Source organism: Marinobacter sp., from assembly GCF_033722735.1.
Classification (GTDB): domain Bacteria; phylum Pseudomonadota; class Gammaproteobacteria; order Pseudomonadales; family Oleiphilaceae; genus Marinobacter.
This window is the reverse complement of the sequence record NZ_JAWVYN010000029.1, coordinates 1-16,853: the sequence shown is the minus strand read 5'-3', so window position 1 is coordinate 16,853 and position 16,853 is coordinate 1. Positions and strand designations below refer to the sequence as shown.

At 63.1% G+C, this 16,853-nt stretch carries 15 protein-coding genes; 7 read left to right on the top strand and 8 right to left on the bottom strand.

What is annotated here, in order from left to right:
* Window positions 1-41 precede the first annotated feature (41 nt).
* Window positions 42-1,619, bottom strand: coding sequence for an AAA family ATPase (locus tag R3175_RS16295; RefSeq protein ID WP_318945390.1), 1,578 nt, complete (start codon window positions 1,617-1,619; stop codon window positions 42-44).
* Window positions 1,620-1,735: 116 nt separating this feature from the next.
* Between R3175_RS16295 and mrcB the strand changes: the two genes are divergently transcribed.
* Both mrcB and R3175_RS16285 read left to right on the top strand, forming a co-directional pair.
* Window positions 1,736-4,060 carry a penicillin-binding protein 1B gene (gene mrcB / locus R3175_RS16290; RefSeq protein ID WP_318945389.1) on the top strand — a complete coding sequence of 775 codons (2,325 nt, stop codon included), beginning with the start codon at window positions 1,736-1,738 and terminating at the stop codon, window positions 4,058-4,060.
* A complete protein-coding gene (locus tag R3175_RS16285) occupies window positions 4,060-4,632 on the top strand; it encodes a tetratricopeptide repeat protein (RefSeq protein ID WP_318945388.1) in 573 nt (190 codons plus the stop codon). The genes mrcB and R3175_RS16285 overlap by 1 nt, the downstream gene beginning before the upstream one ends.
* 70 nt (window positions 4,633-4,702) lie before the next feature.
* On the opposite strand, the gene hemL is transcribed toward R3175_RS16285, so the two are convergent.
* The 5 genes from hemL to R3175_RS16260 form a co-directional block, all read right to left on the bottom strand.
* Window positions 4,703-5,983: a glutamate-1-semialdehyde 2,1-aminomutase gene (gene hemL, locus R3175_RS16280; RefSeq protein WP_318945387.1), complete on the bottom strand. Its 1,281-nt coding sequence runs from the start codon at window positions 5,981-5,983 to the stop codon at window positions 4,703-4,705.
* A 79-nt stretch (window positions 5,984-6,062) separates the two neighbouring features.
* Complete coding sequence (gene thiE / locus R3175_RS16275) at window positions 6,063-6,731, bottom strand: thiamine phosphate synthase (protein ID WP_318945386.1); 669 nt, start codon at window positions 6,729-6,731, stop codon at window positions 6,063-6,065.
* The gene (locus R3175_RS16270) at window positions 6,728-7,489 is read right to left on the bottom strand and encodes a hydroxymethylpyrimidine/phosphomethylpyrimidine kinase (protein ID WP_318945385.1); all 762 of its coding nucleotides are present in this window, start codon (window positions 7,487-7,489) and stop codon (window positions 6,728-6,730) included. Before R3175_RS16270 ends, thiE begins: the two co-directional genes overlap by 4 nt.
* A gap of 39 nt (window positions 7,490-7,528) precedes the next feature.
* A complete protein-coding gene (gene hemJ, locus R3175_RS16265) occupies window positions 7,529-7,951 on the bottom strand; it encodes a protoporphyrinogen oxidase HemJ (protein WP_318945384.1) in 423 nt (140 codons plus the stop codon).
* Window positions 7,952-7,954: 3 nt separating this feature from the next.
* On the bottom strand, window positions 7,955-9,730 hold the full coding sequence (locus R3175_RS16260) for a chloride channel protein (RefSeq protein WP_318945383.1): 1,776 nt from the start codon (window positions 9,728-9,730) through the stop codon (window positions 7,955-7,957).
* 203 nt (window positions 9,731-9,933) lie between these two features.
* On the opposite strand from R3175_RS16260, the gene argC reads away from it, so the two are divergent.
* From argC to erpA, 4 genes are all read left to right on the top strand, one after another.
* Window positions 9,934-10,974, top strand: a complete 1,041-nt coding sequence (gene argC / locus R3175_RS16255; RefSeq protein WP_318945382.1) for an N-acetyl-gamma-glutamyl-phosphate reductase — start codon at window positions 9,934-9,936, stop codon at window positions 10,972-10,974.
* Window positions 10,975-10,983: 9 nt separating this feature from the next.
* Window positions 10,984-11,724 carry a DUF6776 family protein gene (locus R3175_RS16250; protein ID WP_318945381.1) on the top strand — a complete coding sequence of 247 codons (741 nt, stop codon included), beginning with the start codon at window positions 10,984-10,986 and terminating at the stop codon, window positions 11,722-11,724.
* A gap of 4 nt (window positions 11,725-11,728) precedes the next feature.
* Window positions 11,729-12,187 carry a polymer-forming cytoskeletal protein gene (locus R3175_RS16245; protein WP_318945380.1) on the top strand — a complete coding sequence of 153 codons (459 nt, stop codon included), beginning with the start codon at window positions 11,729-11,731 and terminating at the stop codon, window positions 12,185-12,187.
* A 104-nt stretch (window positions 12,188-12,291) separates the two neighbouring features.
* Window positions 12,292-12,624 (top strand): iron-sulfur cluster insertion protein ErpA, encoded by a 333-nt coding sequence (gene erpA, locus R3175_RS16240; protein WP_318945410.1) that lies wholly within the window; start codon window positions 12,292-12,294, stop codon window positions 12,622-12,624.
* A gap of 58 nt (window positions 12,625-12,682) precedes the next feature.
* Here erpA and R3175_RS16235 read toward each other — a convergent pair whose 3' ends face one another.
* A complete protein-coding gene (locus R3175_RS16235) occupies window positions 12,683-13,786 on the bottom strand; it encodes an anhydro-N-acetylmuramic acid kinase (RefSeq protein ID WP_318945379.1) in 1,104 nt (367 codons plus the stop codon).
* A 1-nt stretch (window position 13,787) separates the two neighbouring features.
* Window positions 13,788-15,176, bottom strand: a complete 1,389-nt coding sequence (locus R3175_RS16230; protein ID WP_318945378.1) for an OapA family protein — start codon at window positions 15,174-15,176, stop codon at window positions 13,788-13,790.
* Window positions 15,177-15,480: 304 nt separating this feature from the next.
* On the opposite strand from R3175_RS16230, the gene tyrS reads away from it, so the two are divergent.
* Complete coding sequence (tyrS, locus tag R3175_RS16225) at window positions 15,481-16,683, top strand: tyrosine--tRNA ligase (protein ID WP_318945377.1); 1,203 nt, start codon at window positions 15,481-15,483, stop codon at window positions 16,681-16,683.
* Window positions 16,684-16,853: the final 170 nt, after the last annotated feature.

Here is a 16,853-nt window from a genome sequence, read left to right as displayed (position 1 = left end):
CGGGATCCCTCAAGTGTACAACAGTCTTGCCAATCCGCTGCTCAGGCGGACGGCAGGCCCAGATGCTGGCGGATCCGGTCGGCCAGGGCCTCGGCGACGTGCTCCTGTTCGGTGTGGATGTGGATGGTGTGGGTCTTCTCGTCCTGGGTGAGTGGCTCGAACCAGCTCTGCTGGGCGTCGAGCAGCTCTTCAGTCGCCTCCGAGGCATCACCGGTGCGGTTGCGGATCCATTGCCGGCGCAAAGCCTCGGGGGCCTCGCAGTGCAGCAGGGCGCACGGTACGCAGTGAGTCTCGGCCACTTCCATGATCAGGGTCCGTTCGGACTCCCTGAGGCAGGCGGCATCGACGATCACCGGCAGGCCGGCCTCCAGCAGGATGGCGGCCAGTTCGGCCAGGCGCTGATAGGTCCTGGTATTGGCTTCCGGGGTGTAGATGTTGCCGCCCTGGGGGGAGCGGCTGGTGTCTAGCGGGCCCAGGCCAAACAACCGCTTGCGTTCGATGTCTGAGCGCAGCCGGATCAGCCCCAGTTCGCCGGCCAGGGCGGCGCTGACGCAGGTCTTGCCGCTGGCGGAGAGGCCGGTGGTGGCCAGCAGGTAGTGGTTGGGAATGTCGCCGTAGCTCTCGGCCAGGTCGGCGTAATCCCGGTAACGCTGCATTAGCCCGTCTTTCTCGGTGTCGCTCAGGGACGGGTTGCCCAGGGTGAACAGGGCGATCTTGGCCCGGACCAGGGCGCGGTAGGTCTTGTACAGGGGCAGCAGGGCCAGGGCCTGGAAGTCGCCGCGGTACTCCAGGTAGCTGTTGAGCACCAGGTTGGCCAGGCCATGCTCCCGGCGCGACTCCAGGTCCATCAGCAGGAAGGCCAGGTCGTTGATCACGTCGATCCAGCGGAAGGGTTCGTTGAACTCGATGCCGTCGAACACGGTGACCTGGTCATTGAACACGGTGATGTTGGCCAGGTGCAGGTCACCGTGGCACTCCCGGACAAAGCCGTCCTGGTGGCGCTGGCGGATCTGTTCCTGGTGACGCTCGAAGGTGGTGCGGGTCCAGTCCTCCAGGTTGTCCAGCTGGGTCAGCAGGGCCGGGTCGGACAGCAGCGGACGGATCTGGTCAAAATTCTCCTGCATGGCGGCAAACACCGCCTCGGGGGTCCCCAGCGGCTTGCCGGCCGGCACCGATGGCAGGGTGTCGTGAAATTCCGCCACGTTCTGCGCCAGGCTGGTGAGCAGCGAGGGTTCCAGGGCGCCCCGTTCCTGACGGGCATCGAACAGGTCGTGCTGCTGGAACTGGCGCATCCGGATGGCGTACTCGAAGGCCTCGCCCTGGCCGCCGAGGCAGGGTTCCTCCGGACTGCCGGTAATGGGCAGAACCTCCAGGTACAGTTGCTCGGCGAGCCGCCGGTTCAGCCGCAGTTCCTCTTCGCAAAAGTGCCGGCGACGCTCGAGCGTGGAAAAGTTGAGGAAGCCAAAGTCCATCGGTTTCTTGATCTTGTAGGCATAGTCCCCGGTGAGGATGACCCAGGAAATGTGGGTCTCAAGCACCTGAAAGTCGGTGACAGGGTGGTCATACAGCGCCGGGTTTTGCAGGGCCTGGATCAGGTTGTCGTTGGATGCGTCGCTCACGGCTACTCCTTGCAGGATGGTTTCTTTTTGTCGCCGCTTATCATAGCGGGCACATTACAGAAATAACACAGACCTGACCTGCAACTGTCTTACCGGCTGTGGGTATAATCGGCGCCATGAAGAAATCATCTTCCTCTGGAAAGACATCCCGCAAGCCGTCCAACAAGCCTGCATCCGCCGGTCGCCGGGCCTGGGTATGGGGGCTGCTGGGCCGCTTGTGCCTGGTGGGCATCGTGGTGCTGGCGGGTTGGATGGTCTACCTCGATGCGGTGGTGACCTCCCGCTTTGAGGGTCGCCGGTTTGAAGTCCCGTCCCGGGTCTACGCCCGGCCGCTGGAGTTGTACGACGGCGCCAGCATCAGTGTGGGCGGCCTGCGCCGCGAGCTGGAACTGGCCGGTTACCGGCAGGGTGATGGGCGCCGGCCGGGCACCTTCCAGCAGTCTTCCAATCGCTTCGTGATCAGCACCCGCGGCTTCGCTTTCAGTGATGGCGTCGAGCCCCGCCGACGGCTGTCGCTGTCCGTGGTGGGCGACCGGGTCAGCGGGTTCCGGGTGCTCTCCGGCGACCCCTCGCCCATCGTGCGTCTGGAGCCGGCGCAGATCGGCGGTATTTACCCTGCCCACAAGGAAGACCGGATCCTGATTCAGCGCAGCGATCTGCCGCCGCTGTTTGAGGAGGCCCTGCTGGCCATTGAAGACCGGGATTTCTACGAGCATGTCGGGGTGTCGCCACTGGCCATCGCCCGTGCCATGTGGGTGAACCTGCAGGCCGGCCGGGTGGTGCAGGGGGGCAGTACCCTGACCCAGCAACTGGTCAAGAACTTCTACCTAACCCGGGAGCAGACCCTGGTCCGCAAGGGTAATGAAGCGTTGATGTCCCTGCTGCTGGAATGGCACTACGACAAGAGCGATATCCTGGAAACCTACCTCAACGAGGTCTATTTGGGGCAGGCGGGGGTGCGTGGCATCCACGGTTTTGGTCTGGCCAGCCAGTTCTATTTCGGCCAGTCCCTGGCGGAGCTGGAGCTGGATCAGGTGGCGTTGCTGGTGGCCCTGGTGAAGGGCCCCAGCTATTACGATCCGCGTCGTCACCCCGAGCGGGCCAAGCGGCGCCGGAATCTGGTTCTCGACGTGCTGGCGGACAGTGGCCATATAGATGATGCCACCGCCCGTCAATTCCAGGCCAGGCCGCTGGGGGTGACCGGCCAGCCCTCGTTCACCGAGAACCGGTATCCGGCCTTCGTTGACCTGGTACGGCGTCACCTGGCCCGGGATTACCGGGAAGAGGACCTGCAGAGCGAGGGCCTGAGAATCTTCACCACCCTCAACCCGTCGATTCAGTACGCCGCCGAGTTTTCCGTGCGGCAGACCCTGGAGCGGCTGGATGGCAGCGGCGAGCGCCAGCTGGAATCGGCCATGGTGGTGACCAGCCGGGACAGCGGTGAGGTGGTGGCGCTGGTGGGCGGGCGCGATCCCCGCTACGCCGGCTTCAACCGGGCGCTCGATGCCCGCCGTCCCATCGGCTCGTTGATCAAGCCATTCGTTTACCTGGCAGCCCTGCAGCATCCGGACAAGTACACTCTGGTCACGCCGGTTCACGACAAGGGGTTCGCGCTGGTCTTCGATGACGGGCGCCGTTGGGAGCCGAAGAACTACGACGGCGAAGAGCGTGGCGACGTGCCGTTGCACCTGGCCCTGTCCCGGTCCTACAACCTGCCCACCGTGCGGGTGGGGCTGGATGTCGGGGTCGACTCAGTGGTCGACATGCTTCATGAGCTCGGGGTGGCCGAGCCGATCTCGGAATACCCGTCGATGCTGCTGGGCGCGGTGTCGATGACGCCGGTGACGGTGGCCCAGGCCTATCAGGGCCTGGCCACGTCCGGGTTCAACACGCCACTTCGGACCATTCGACAGGTCACCGATGCCCAGGGCGAGCCGCTGAGCCGCTACAACCTGGCGATCGAGCAGGTGCTGGACCCGGCGGCGACCCATCTGGTGCAGTACGTCATGCAGGAAACCATGCAGGAGGGCACCGGCCGATCCGCCTATTACCGGGTCTCGCAGGAGCTGAGTCTGGCCGGCAAAACCGGCACCACCGACGATGGCCGGGACAGCTGGTTTGCCGGTTTCAGTGGCGACTGGCTGGCGGTGGCCTGGGTGGGCCGGGACGACAACGGCGCCACCACACTGTCCGGTGCCAGCGGGGCGTTGCCGGTGTGGGCGGATTTCATGGCCAGTGTGCCCCAGCACGGGTTTTCCCCGGTGGTCCCGGATGGGGTGGAATACCATTGGGTGAACCCGCAGACGGCGTCCCTCAGTGGCAAGCATTGTGACAACGCCCGGTTGGTACCGTTTATCGCCGGCAGTGAGCCCACGGCCACCGATTCCTGTGCGGGGAGTCTCGGTGGTCGCTTGAGGGGCTGGTTTGAGGAGCTTTTCTGATGGATATGGCAAGACTATTCGGTGCCGGAGCACTGGCCCTGCTGCTGGCCGGCTGCGCCGCCGGTCCCGGTGGCTCGATTTACATACCGGCAGCGACGCCACCCGACTACGATCGCAATTCCAGACGAGCGCCGGAGCCCGCGACACCGGTGCCTTCGCCGACCCAGGAGCCGACCGAACCGGCGACGGCCCAGCCACAACCGGAGTCCGAACCGTCACCGTCGCCCAGCTATCAGGACCAGGGGGAAGCCTTGTCGGGAGCGGCCGCCAGCCTGGTGCGCAAGGCTGACAGCTTGCTGGCACAGGGCAACGTGCCGGCGGCGATCGGTCAGCTGGAGCGGGCCCAGCGCATTGCCCCCCGTTCCGCCGAGGTGTACTTCAAGCTGGCGGAGGCCTACGTGGCGGCCGGCAACCTGTCGGCGGCGGAGCAGTTCACGCTCAAGGGCCTGTCGCTGGCGGGCAGTAACGACGCCATGCAGCGGGCCGGCTGGCTGTTGCTGGCGGATATCCGTCGGGCGCGGGGCAATGTGGCGGGTGCCGACCAGGCGGAATCCCGGGCCGCAGCGCGGTAGCGGGGAGCCATCGGACACCGGGAGGTGATCCCCGTGCCCAATGGTTGTCGACCGGTGTGGCCCGTGGCGATCACAGCGTGGCGAAGACTCTTTCCGCCGCCTGCAGGGTGTGGTCGATGTCGTCGTCGGAGAGGGCGGCGCAGGCAAAGCCCGCCTCGAAGGCGGATGGCGCCAGGTAAACCCCTTCCTTGAGCATGCCCTGGAAAAAGGCCTTGAAACGGTCCACGTCGCAGGTCATCACCTGGTCGAAACGGGTCACCCGATCCGCCTCGGTAAAGAAAAAGCCGAACATGCCGCCGACACCCTGCACCGCCAGCGGGACCCCCGCCCGGTCGGCGGCGGCCTTGAGGCCATCGCGAACCTTGGCGGTCTTGGTGGCCAGCGCGTCGTGGAAGCCCGGCTCCGAGATCGCCTTCAGGGTGGTCAGGCCGGCCACCATGGCCAGCGGATTGCCGGACAGGGTGCCGGCCTGGTAGACCGGTCCCAGCGGGGCGATGTATTCCATGATCTCCCGCTTACCGCCGAATGCGCCCACCGGCAGGCCGCCGCCGATCACCTTGCCCAGGGCGGTCAGGTCGGGGGTGACGCCGTAGTGTCCCTGGGCGCCGCCGAGGGAGACCCGGAAGCCGGTCATTACCTCGTCGAATATCAGCACCGCGCCGCTGTCGTCGCAGACTTCCCGCAGGCATTCCAGGAAACCGGGGGCCGGGGGGATGCAGTTCATGTTGCCGGCCACCGGCTCAACGATGATGGCGGCAATCTCCTCCCCCAGCTTGGCGAAGGTCTCCCGAACCCCGTCGATGTCGTTGTAGTCCAGGGTCAGCGTGTGTTCGGCGAGACTGGCGGGGATGCCCGGCGAGTTGGGCACGCCCAGAGTGAGGGCGCCGGAACCGGCCTTGACCAGCAGGGAATCCACATGGCCGTGGTAGCAGCCCTCGAACTTCACGATCTTGTCACGACCGGTATAGCCCCGGGCCAGGCGGATGGCGCTCATGGTCGCCTCGGTGCCGGAGTTCACCATCCGCACCAGGTCGATGGAGGGCACCAGTTCGCAGACCTTGCGGGCCATGTCGGTTTCGATGGCGGTCGGGGCGCCGTAGCCCACGCCCAGGTTAATCTGTTTGTGCAGGGCCTCCTTGATGCGGGGGTCGGAGTGGCCCAGGATCATGGGGCCCCAGGAGCCGATGTAATCGATGTAGCGACGGCCATCCTCGTCGTACAGATAGGCGCCCTCGGCATGGTTGAAGAACACCGGTGTGCCCCCCACGCCGCGAAAGGCCCGAACCGGTGAGTTCACACCTCCGGGAATGAATTGCTGTGCCTGCTCGAAGAGCGTTTCGGACTGTGTCATGTTTCAGGGCTCCCTAGTGGGTTGGAAATGGGGTGAATTGGAACTTGGGTGGCCAGTGGGTGTTCGCGGCTATCTTATCTCAGTCGGTTTGAAACAGCGGATGGTGGCTGGCAAACAGGCGAGAGAACCGCCGTGCCTGCTCCTCCACTGCCGGCTCCGGAACGCCAAACAGCCCACCGACCACGGCCAGCAGGTCCGCGCCACCGAGGATCAGCTCCGCGCCGTTGTCGATGGTGACGCCGCCGATGGCGGTAATGGGGCGGTCAAATTGCCGGGCCTGGGCCAGGATCCGTTGATCCGCCGGCGGCGCCCCGGGCTTGGTGCCGGAGGCGAAGAAGCGGCCAAACGCCAGGTAGTCGGCGCCGCCGGTATCGGCGTCCGCCGCCAGAGCGAGGCTGTCGTGACAGGTGATGCCGATGATGGCGCTGTCTCCCAACAGGTGCCGGGCCTCGGCCAGTGAGCGATCGCCCTGGCCCAGGTGTACGCCGGCCGCGCCCACCCGTTGGGCCAGATGGGGATCGTCGTTGATAATCAGCGGTACGCCGGCGTTGTGGCAGGCGGCCTGCAGGTCCCGGGCCTGGCTGAGACGCTCGCTCTCCGGTGCCGATTTCTCGCGGTACTGGATCAGCACGGCACCGCCGCAAAGGGCTGCCTCGACCTTGTCGACCAGGGTTTCCGGCGGCGTCAGAAGGCTGTCGGTAATGGCATACAGGCCCGGACGCAGGCCCTTGTCGAAGCGTGTGGTCATGGGGTCAGGCGCACGCTGCGGTCGGGCACCGGCTGGCCCTGACCCACGGCCAGGGCCTGATTGATCGCCTTGGCGACGAAACGCTGGGCCTGCTCGATGGCCGCCTCCACCGACAACCCCGCAGCGCAACCGCTGGCAATGGCGGCCGCCAGGGTGCAGCCGGTGCCGTGGTATTCGCCGCCCACCCGGGGGATTTGCCAGCTTTGTGGCGACTGTCCCTGGCGATACAGGGTATTGACGATGTGCTCGCCCTCGCCGTGACCGCCGGTGGCCAACACCGCCCGGCAGCCCGCAGCCAGCAGGTTATCCGCTGCAATCCCGGGATCGTTGTCCTCGCCCAGCAGGGCCAGCTCAATACCATTGGGGGTTATCAGGTTGGCGCGGCGAAACAGCCGGGTCTTCATGGCGTCGATCAGCGCCTGATCCGCCAGGTCGCCGCCGCCGGCGGCCTTGATCACCGGGTCCACGATCAGGGGGATGTCCGGCTTGTCGACCAGAAACGCCAGCAGGGTGTCGATGATGTCGGCGTTTCCCAGTGCGCCGGTCTTGATGGCGTGGATGGGGGTGTCCTTCGCCAGGCAGTCGAGCTGCTCCCTGATCAGCGTGGCTTCCATCGGGGCCGCGTTGTATACGTTGCGGGTGTCCTGCACCGTCAGGCAGGCAAGTACTGGTAATGGGTGCACACCGAGGGCGGTCGCGGCCTGGATGTCCGCCTGAATGCCGGCACCGCCGGAGGGGTCGAGGCCGGACAGGATCAATAGCTGGGGGCGATGTTGGAGTTCGATGGTTGCGGCTCCTTAAAACGGTTTAACCGTCGCCAGAATAACGACAGCGAGCAGGATCAGCACCGGCAGCTCGTTAAACCAGCGGTAGAAAACGTGGCTGCGGCTGTTCCGATCGTCCCGGAACACCCTGACCAGGTGGCCACAATAAAAATGATAGACCACCAGCAAGGCAATGAGCGCCAGTTTGGCGTGGAGCCAGCCCTGGCTGAGATAGCCCTGCGGGTTAAAGCTCACCAGCCAGCCGCCGAACACCAGGGTGGCGATCATCGATGGCGTGGTGATACCGCGGTACAGTTTGCGTTCCATGATCTTGAAACGCTCCCGTCCCGGCTCGTCCTCACAGGCAGCATGGTAAACGAACAGGCGCGGCAAATAAAAAATGCCGGCGAACCAGCAGACCATGGCAATCAGGTGGAAGGCTTTGATCCACAGCATGAGTTAGCTCCGTCGGTATTGGTAATAGCTTTCGATATCGGATTTGAGCACCACGCCATAGATACGCTGAATCATCGGGCCGATGTGGCGTTGCACGTACAGGGCCTCGGCCTTGCTGTCGTGGAACACCTGTAGGGCTTCTTCCAGGGTGGCCTGGTACTGGACCGCAGCCAGGTCCCGGCGGTTGGCGGGAATGTTCATCAGGTCGATGGTGTCCGGCATGGCCTTGCCCGATTCCCGGCACTCCTCCTCGATATCCTCAAGGTAGCGGGCCAGGTCGACGGCAGGCATCAGGGCCGTCGGCCCGTTCTTGCCCTCGACCACCAGCCACTTGTGTTCCGATTTGAGAGCCTGCCGGCTTTCCTCCAGCGACAGGTTGCGCTGGATCCGGGTCACACTGCGCTCCATGATGGCGCCCACTGAAACCCGGCGCAGGGCCTGGATCACCGGCGAGTTCTGGTAGCTGAGCCCCTGGCTCTTGAGGATGGTCAGGAACAGCGACTTCTGCCCGAACACCTCACTGGTCACCAGGCTGGAAACGGTGATGATCAGCATCGCCGGCAGGATGATGTGCGGATTGAGGGTCAGCTCCAGCAGGGCCATCAACGCCGCCAGCGGGGCCTGCAGCACGGCCCCCATCATCGCGCCCATGCCCAGCATGGCGTAGAAGCCGACGGACGAGGCCAGCTCCGGCGCGGCGTAGGAGCCCACCAGTCCCATCGCGCCGCCCAATGTGGCGCCCATGAAGATGGTGGGGCCGATGACCCCGCTGGGCATGCCCAGGCCGAGGGTGAGGGCGGTCACCACCAGCTTGGCCAGCCCGACGCCCAGCAGGAGCCAGAACGGCAGCTCATTGTGGATGGTCTGGCTGACCGTGTCGTAGCCAATACCCATCACCTCCGGCACGACCAGGGCGAAGGGGACCATCACCAGCCCGGCCACCGCGAGACGCAGGATCACCGGGCGGTGGTGGAAACGGCCGGTGTAATCCAGCAGGTAGATGAAGGCGGCGGCGGCAATCCCGATGATCACGGCAATGGCCAGGATCCAGGGAATCTCCAGCAGGGAGTTCATGGTCAGGGCCGGCACGCTGAACGCGGGCTCGTCGCCATACACTGCCCGGGTCACCACCGCCGCGCTCACCGAGGCGAGGATAATGGGGGTGAAACCGGCAATGGTGTACTCCATCATGACCACTTCCATGGCGAAAATAACCCCTGATATGGGGGTGTTGAACGACGCCGAAATGGCCGCCGCACAGCCACAGGCCACCAGGGTGCGGATGCTGTTGTTGGGCAGGCGCATCCATTGCCCCATCAGGCTGGAGAAGGCCGCTCCCAGATGCACTGCCGGTCCCTCCCGGCCTGCCGACTGCCCGCTCACCACCGTGCCAACACCGCAAACAAACTGCACGAGGGCGCTGCGGAACGAAATGTAGCCCTGATGGTAATTGAGGCGTTCCATGACGTGGACGATGCCCACCTTGCGATCCTGAAGGCCCAGGCGATGCAGGAACAGCGCCAGTAACAGTGCACCGGACAGCGGTAGCAGGCCGCGGATCAGCGGGTCCAGCTGTTCGAAGGCTTCCGAATCGTGGTTGGGCAGGAAGTACTCCAGCGGCCACTCGATGGCCAGCCGGAATATCAGGATGACCCCGCCAGTCACCAGTCCCGACAACAACCCCAGGATCGCCAGTTGCGGCAGGGCATCCACACCGGACAGTTTCCGACGAAACATCGGAATCAGGTGCTCGGCAAATTGTTGCCTCAGGTTTCGCATGGGCGCGGAGGTTCCGGTCGGGCAAGTAAGAATTTGAAAACAGGGAGATAGATGTGAATGGTCAGTGCAACCACCCCCACTGTATTGTAATCGACCGTCAACGGCCTGCAATAAGTCCTTGGATTATCGTGTTAGAATAGGGGGTCAAATTCATGGGTCCTGGTCCGAGGGTGTCGCGGGACGATCAAGCTCTGGAGTGTTCGGTGATTAAAGTAGGTATTGTCGGTGGTACCGGGTATACCGGTGTCGAATTGTTAAGAATCCTTGCGAACCACCCGGAAGCGGAGGTGAGCTGTATCACCTCCCGCTCCGAGGCGGGCCTGGCGGTTGCCGATATGTACCCCAATTTGCGCGGTCACTACGAGCTGGCGTTCAGCGAGCCGGATACCAAGACCCTGGCGGCGTGTGACCTGGTCTTCTTCGCCACGCCTCACGGTGTGGCCATGCGCATGGCGCCGGAATTGATCGCCCTGGGCACCCGGGTGGTGGACCTGTCCGCGGATTTCCGCCTCAAGGACCTGGAGGTCTGGGCCCGGTGGTACGGGATGCCCCATGAAAGTCCGGAGTGGGCAGAGAAAGCCGTGTACGGCCTGCCCGAGGTGGCCCGGGCCGCTATCCGCGATGCCGAGCTGGTGGCCAATCCCGGCTGCTACCCGACCGCTGTCCAGCTGGGACTGATCCCGCTGCTGGAAGAAGGCCTGGTGAAAACCGATCGCCTGATTGCCGATGCCAAGTCCGGGGCCAGCGGCGCCGGCCGGCAGGGCAAGGTGGGCGTGCTCCACGGCGAGATCGGCGAAAGCTTCAAGGCCTACGGTGCCTCCGGCCACCGGCATCTGCCGGAGATCCGCCAGGGACTGGTGGCCGCCGCCGGCGACGCCAGTCTTGGGGTGACGTTTGTGCCGCACCTGGTGCCGATGATCCGCGGCATCGAGGCGACACTGTATGCCGAACTGAACGACCCGGCGGATTTTGACCGCCTGCAGGCGTTGTTCGAGGCCCGCTATCGGGAGGAGCCGTTTGTGGATGTCATGCCGTTCGGCAGCCACCCGGAAACCCGCAGCGTCCGCGGTGCCAACCACTGTCGGATGGCGCTGCATCGCCAGGAGTCCAGCAGCATGGTCATCATCTCGTCGGTGATCGACAACCTGGTGAAAGGCGCGGCCGGGCAGGCGGTCCAGAACATGAATATCATGTTCGGGTTCCAGGAAGACCTGGGGCTGCAGGTCCCGGCGCTGCTCCCTTAAGGTCGGCCCGTGAGCAAGACAAAAAAGCCGGCGGAAGAATACGTCGTCGTTCGCCATCGGCCGGGGCGGCGCCTGCGGCGTACCTCTATCCTGCTCTTGTTCTCGGTGGTCTGTGCGGTGGTGGGGTATGCCGTGGGTATGGCCCAGGGCGGATTCCGCTTCTCGACCATGTTGCAGACTCGGGAGTCCCTGCAGGCCGAACTGGAGTCGGTGCGCCAGGATTATCTGGCAACCCAGCAGAACCTGATCAATCTGGAGCGCGGCCGATCCATTGATGAGCAGGCGTTGGCCCAGGCCCGGCGGACCATCGCCAAGCTGGAAACGGACATCGCCGAGCTGAAGGCCGACCTGACGTTCTACCGCAATATCATGGCGCCGTCGGAAGTGAGCGATGGGTTGCAGGTGGACCGGCTTCGGCTGCGGCCCGGCCGTCTGGACGGGCGTTACGGCTTCAAGTTGGTGCTGACCCAGGTTGGGGACAACAACAGCTATATTTCCGGCGTTGTGGCGGTCAATGTCATTGGCCGGCGGCGAGGCGAGAAAGAAGTGATCGCGTTGAGAGATCTGTCTGACGACATAGAGGATCTCGGTGTAAAATTTCGATTCCGCTTTTTTCAGGATATCGAGGGCCACCTGAGGGTGCCCGACGATTTTGAACCATTGGAGGTGCAGGTTGTCGCCCAGGCCCAGGGCAGCAAATCCTCCCAGGCGGAACGAACCTTCGAGTGGGCGCAATTAACGGAGAACTGACCGTATGCTAGGCAAAAAAAAACAATCACGCCGTCCAGCAGGGCACTTCGATACCCTGATTTCTGCCAAGACCGCCATTGAAGGGGATGTGTTCTTCTCCGGCGGGTTGCACGTTGACGGCAAAATCCGCGGCAAGGTGGTGGCCGAAGAGGGGGGCAGCGCCGTGCTGCGGGTGTCTGAAGTGGGTGAGGTTGAAGGTGATATTGTGGCGCCCCATGTTATCGTCAATGGCACGGTGCATGGCGATGTCTACGCGGCAGAACACCTGGAATTGGCCGCGAAGGCCTCCATTCACGGCAACGTCTATTACAACCTGATCGAGATGGCCATGGGGGCAGCGGTGAACGGCAGCCTGGTGCACCAGACCGAGCCGCGGGGCTTGCTCGACAAGCAGCAAGCCCCGGTAGCGCCTCCGCAGGAGGCGACGGCAACGGAAGAGAGTGCCCAGGCAGATGTTGAATAATTGACTGTTTTGGTCGGGAATACGATAATTGGCGTTTACGCCCATACTGGCTTTATTCCGACACAAAGGTACCGGAGGCAAACTTGAGTGTAGTCCAGGAGCAAATGCCGACGCCGCTGTTTTTCAGTGACAGCGCGGTTGCCAAGGTGCGCGAGCTGGTTGAGGAAGAGGGCAATCCCGACCTCAAGCTGAGGGTGTTCGTGACCGGCGGCGGCTGCTCGGGGTTTCAGTACGGTTTCTCGTTCGACGAAAACCAGGACGAGGACGATACCGTTATTGAACGGGATGGCATGGTCTTGCTGGTTGATCCCATGAGCTATCAGTACCTGGTGGGCGCCACGATCGAGTACCAGGAGGGGTTGCAGGGTTCCCAGTTCGTGGTTCAGAACCCCAATGCCAGCTCCACCTGCGGATGCGGGTCTTCCTTTTCCATCTGATCGATACCGGGGCGATCTTCGCCCTGGCATTCCGTCACTTCGATGTTTCCCCTCGGAATCAGGGCAGGTAGATGGCACCCAGGATTCGAGGTCCCTGGGCTCCGGTCGCCGCGGGCAGGTTGCCGGGGCGGCGATCCAGGGTCTGTTTCGCCAGCCAGGCGAAGGCCGTTGCCTCAACCCACTGCGGATCAATCCCCAGCTCATCTGTTGAGCAGACGCTAATCGGGCTGCAGGCCTTGCGAAGCTCCTGCATCAGTGCCTTATTTCGGACTCCTCCGCCGCAGACGTAAATCTTGATACCGTTGGCGGGGGGCATCTCCCTGGCGATCGAGACAACAGTCAATTCCAGCAGTGTGCGCTGGACGTCGGTGGGGCAGACCTCTGGATGGCGGTTGATCACCGTCTTGATCCAGTCCAGGTTGAATTTTTCCTTGCCCGTGCTTTTGGGGGCCTTCTGGGAAAAATAGGCGTCCGAGAGCATGTCACTCAACAAGGCCTGATTGACACACCCCTCTGCGGCCCACTGGCCGTTTTCATCAAAGCACTTGCCGGTTTGGTGTTGGCACCAGGCGTCCATCAGGGCATTGCCGGGGCCGGTATCGAAGCCGAGCACCGGTTGTTCGACCGTGCGCCCCAGGCGGGTGATGTTGGCGATGCCGCCAATGTTGACGATGCAGCGATCCTGCTCGGTACTGCCAAAAAAGGCCTGGTGGAAGGCCGGCACCAGGGGGGCGCCTTCGCCCCCGGCGGCCATGTCGCGGCGACGGAAGTCGGCGATGGTGGTGATGCAGGTTCGCTCGGTGATGAGGTTGGGATCGCCCAGTTGCAGCGAGAAGGGTGTTTGGCCACGGGGGTGGTGGCGTACCGTCTGGCCATGGCTGCCGATGGCCAGGATGTCGAGCTCCGCGGTGTCGGCCTTGGCCAGCACGCCGCTTGCGGCCTGCGCGAAAAGGTGGCCAATTTCGTGGTCCAGGGCACCCAGGTCATCGGGCGTGCCAATGTTCTGGCTGGCGCGCTGTAGCCGGTGCCGGAGCTGGTCCGGGTAGCCGACGGTGTGACTGGCGTGAATGTGCACCCGCCCCTGGTCAAAACTGGCCAGCACCGCGTCGATGCCGTCCATGCTGGTGCCGGACATCAGGCCGAGGTAGGCGGGTGTTGTCATCCTATTCGCCTCGGGCCAGGGTCATCCGGGACGTGTTCTGGTAGGTCTCCAGTTGTGCCAGGGCGCCCTGGGTGACCGCCTTGAAGCGGGCCATTTCATTGCTGGCAATCGGTTCGGCATCGGGCAGCGGCACGGTGACCGGGTTGCGCGGTGCGCCGTTGACCCGGAACTCGTAATGCAGGTGCGGACCCGTTGCCAGGCCGGACGACCCGACGTAGCCGATCACCTGGCCCTGGGTGACCCGACGCCCGGTACGGATACCGCGGGCAAAGCCGCGCATGTGGGCGTAGAGGGTCGTGATGTTGTTGCCATGCTGGAGCACGACGGCATTACCAAAGCCACCCTTTCGACCCGCGTGAATGACCTTGCCGTCACCTGCGGCCTTGATGGGGGTGCCGGTGCTCGCCGCGTAGTCGGTGCCTTTGTGGGCGCGAATGCGATGCAGCACCGGATGGCGGCGTGACAGGTTGAAGTGGGATGAGATGCGCGCGAAGTCCACCGGTGTACGCAGGAAGGCCTTGCGCATGCTGCGCCCTTCCGGCGTGTAATAGGCGCTGACGCCATCGTTGTCGGTGTACAGCACGGCGGTCAGCTCGCGGCCGCTGTTGTTAAAGCTGGCGGCAAGGATGCGGCCGTTGTCGATTTTCTCGCCGTCCAGGTACAGCTCCTCATAGACCACGCTGAAGCTGTCGCCCTTGCGAATGTCCAGAACAAAGTCGATGTCCCAGCCGAATATGCCTGCCAGTTCCATAGTGAGCTTGTCGGTCAGTCCGGCGGCTTGACCGGCACCGAACAGGGAGCTCTCGATCTCCGCCTCGGCGTAGCTGATGCGGGCCTCAGGCTCCAGCACGACGCGTTCGCCGACGAAGCCGGCCTCGGTGCGCTCAATGCTGAGGGATTCGAGACGACTGCGTTGCAGCTTGATGGCCGCCAGCTCGCCGTTATCGTCGGAGGCGAACGAGATGTGCTCGCCGGCGTACAGACGCTGCAGTTCCTTGGCGTCCCCGTCGCCGTGGATAACCGAGAGCATCAAGCCGTCATTGAAGCCGGCCTTCTTAAACAGGGCCGACAGGGTGTCGCCAGACCTGATTTCGAACTCGGACCACTCGAACTCCGGCTCGGCGGGGACGTCGACGGCCACCGTCGGTTCTGTCGGAGATGTTGTCTGGCTGGGGGTGCTTTGAGCCGTGGCGTGTCGGGGGGCGTCAACGGCGTCGGCCTCGTTCAGCGGGGTGCGCTGAGGCGTGCTCTGGCCGGTTTCGAGATCCAGTGTGACCGACATTCGGCCAGCCTCAACATCCGCGGCGGGACTCAAAATCATGGCGGTGCTAACGACCGCGCCCATGACGATGGCGGCTGCGAGGTGGGTTCTGGGGAACTTATTCAACACGTTAGGCGCCTATTTTATCTGTTATGTCACTAGGTTGTATTACCTAATTAAAGTTAACGGTCAAGTATAGATCAACAGGTTACCGGATAAAAAGCGTTCAGGATAGCGCCAGCCGTAGCGTCAGTACAATGCAAGCGCGGATTTTCTTGGACGGCATTGCTATAATGCCCGCCTTCAATCTGGCTTGACCTGGTTAATTACTGTGCAGTCTCGACTGTAACAGGCTTGGCGGTAACGCACAGATTTGTTTTGTTGAGCTCTGTAACTATCTACATCGAATTTAGGCAATTGGGGAAAACTGTTCATGACATCCATTGATGACGCGCTGGCCACGATCAAGAGGGGCGTGCACGAGCTGCTTCCGGAAGATGAGTTGGTGGAAAAGCTGAAGCTCGGGCGTCCGTTGCGCATCAAGGCGGGCTTCGATCCCACTGCGCCGGATCTGCACCTTGGACACACGGTGCTGATCAACAAGTTGCGGCAGTTCCAGGATCTGGGTCATGAGGTCATTTTCCTTATTGGTGATTTCACCGGGATGATTGGCGATCCTACCGGTAAGAGTGCCACCCGTCCTCCTTTGACCGAAGAGCAGGTGGCGGCGAACGCGGTGACCTACCAGGAGCAGGTGTTCAAGATCCTGGATCCCGAGAAGACCCGGGTGGTGTTCAACTCCGATTGGATGGCCAAGTTGAGTGCGGCAGACATGATTCGCCTCGCCGGTCAGTACACCGTTGCCCGCATGCTGGAGCGGGACGACTTCGCCAAGCGCTACGCGGCCGAGCAGTCCATTGCCATTCACGAGTTCCTCTACCCGCTGGTGCAGGGTTACGATTCAGTAGCGCTGGAGGCGGACGTTGAGCTGGGGGGCACCGATCAGAAGTTTAACCTTCTCATGGGGCGGGTGCTGCAGAAGGCGCATCAGCAGGAGCCGCAGGTGATCCTTACCATGCCGATCCTTGAGGGGCTGGATGGTGTCCAGAAGATGTCGAAATCCCTGGGTAACTATATAGGTGTCAGTGATTCCCCGGGAGAGATGTATACCAAGCTGCTGTCCATGCCGGACGATCTGTTGTGGCGTTACTTCGAGTTGCTGAGCTTCCGGCCGATGGCCGAGGTGGAAGAGTACCGCAAGGCCGTTGAGGCGGGCGCCAACCCCCAGGATTACAAGAAGATCCTGGCCGAGGAGATTATTACCCGCTTCCACGATGAAGAGGCGGCCAGGACGGCGCACAAGTCGGCCGGTAACCGGGTGGCGCTCGGGGAGATCCCCGAGAATGTGCCAACCGTGGAGGTGGCGCTGGAGGGGCAGGAGCAGTTGCCCATTGCCGCGGTATTGCGGCTGGCCGGTTTGGTTAAGAACGGAGCGGCTGCCCGGGATGTCCTGGGGCGGGGAGCTGTCTTTGTTGATGGTGAGCAGCTCGAAGGCAGCAAGCAGTTTGCGTTAGGGGATGATTGCGTTATCCAGGCGGGCAAGAAGAAGATTGCTCGGGTGTTGATTACGGAGTGACCGATCAGCGAGGTTTTTGAAATTATTTTCGAAACCTCGTTGACACCTCGGCGGAGGTCTGTAGAATGCGCATCTCTTTCGAGGGGCACGCCACTTCAGCGGGCCGGAAGTCGAAAGATAACCGCTTGGTTTTATTGAAGATTTTGAGTTTCAACTTTCTTCAAATTGGC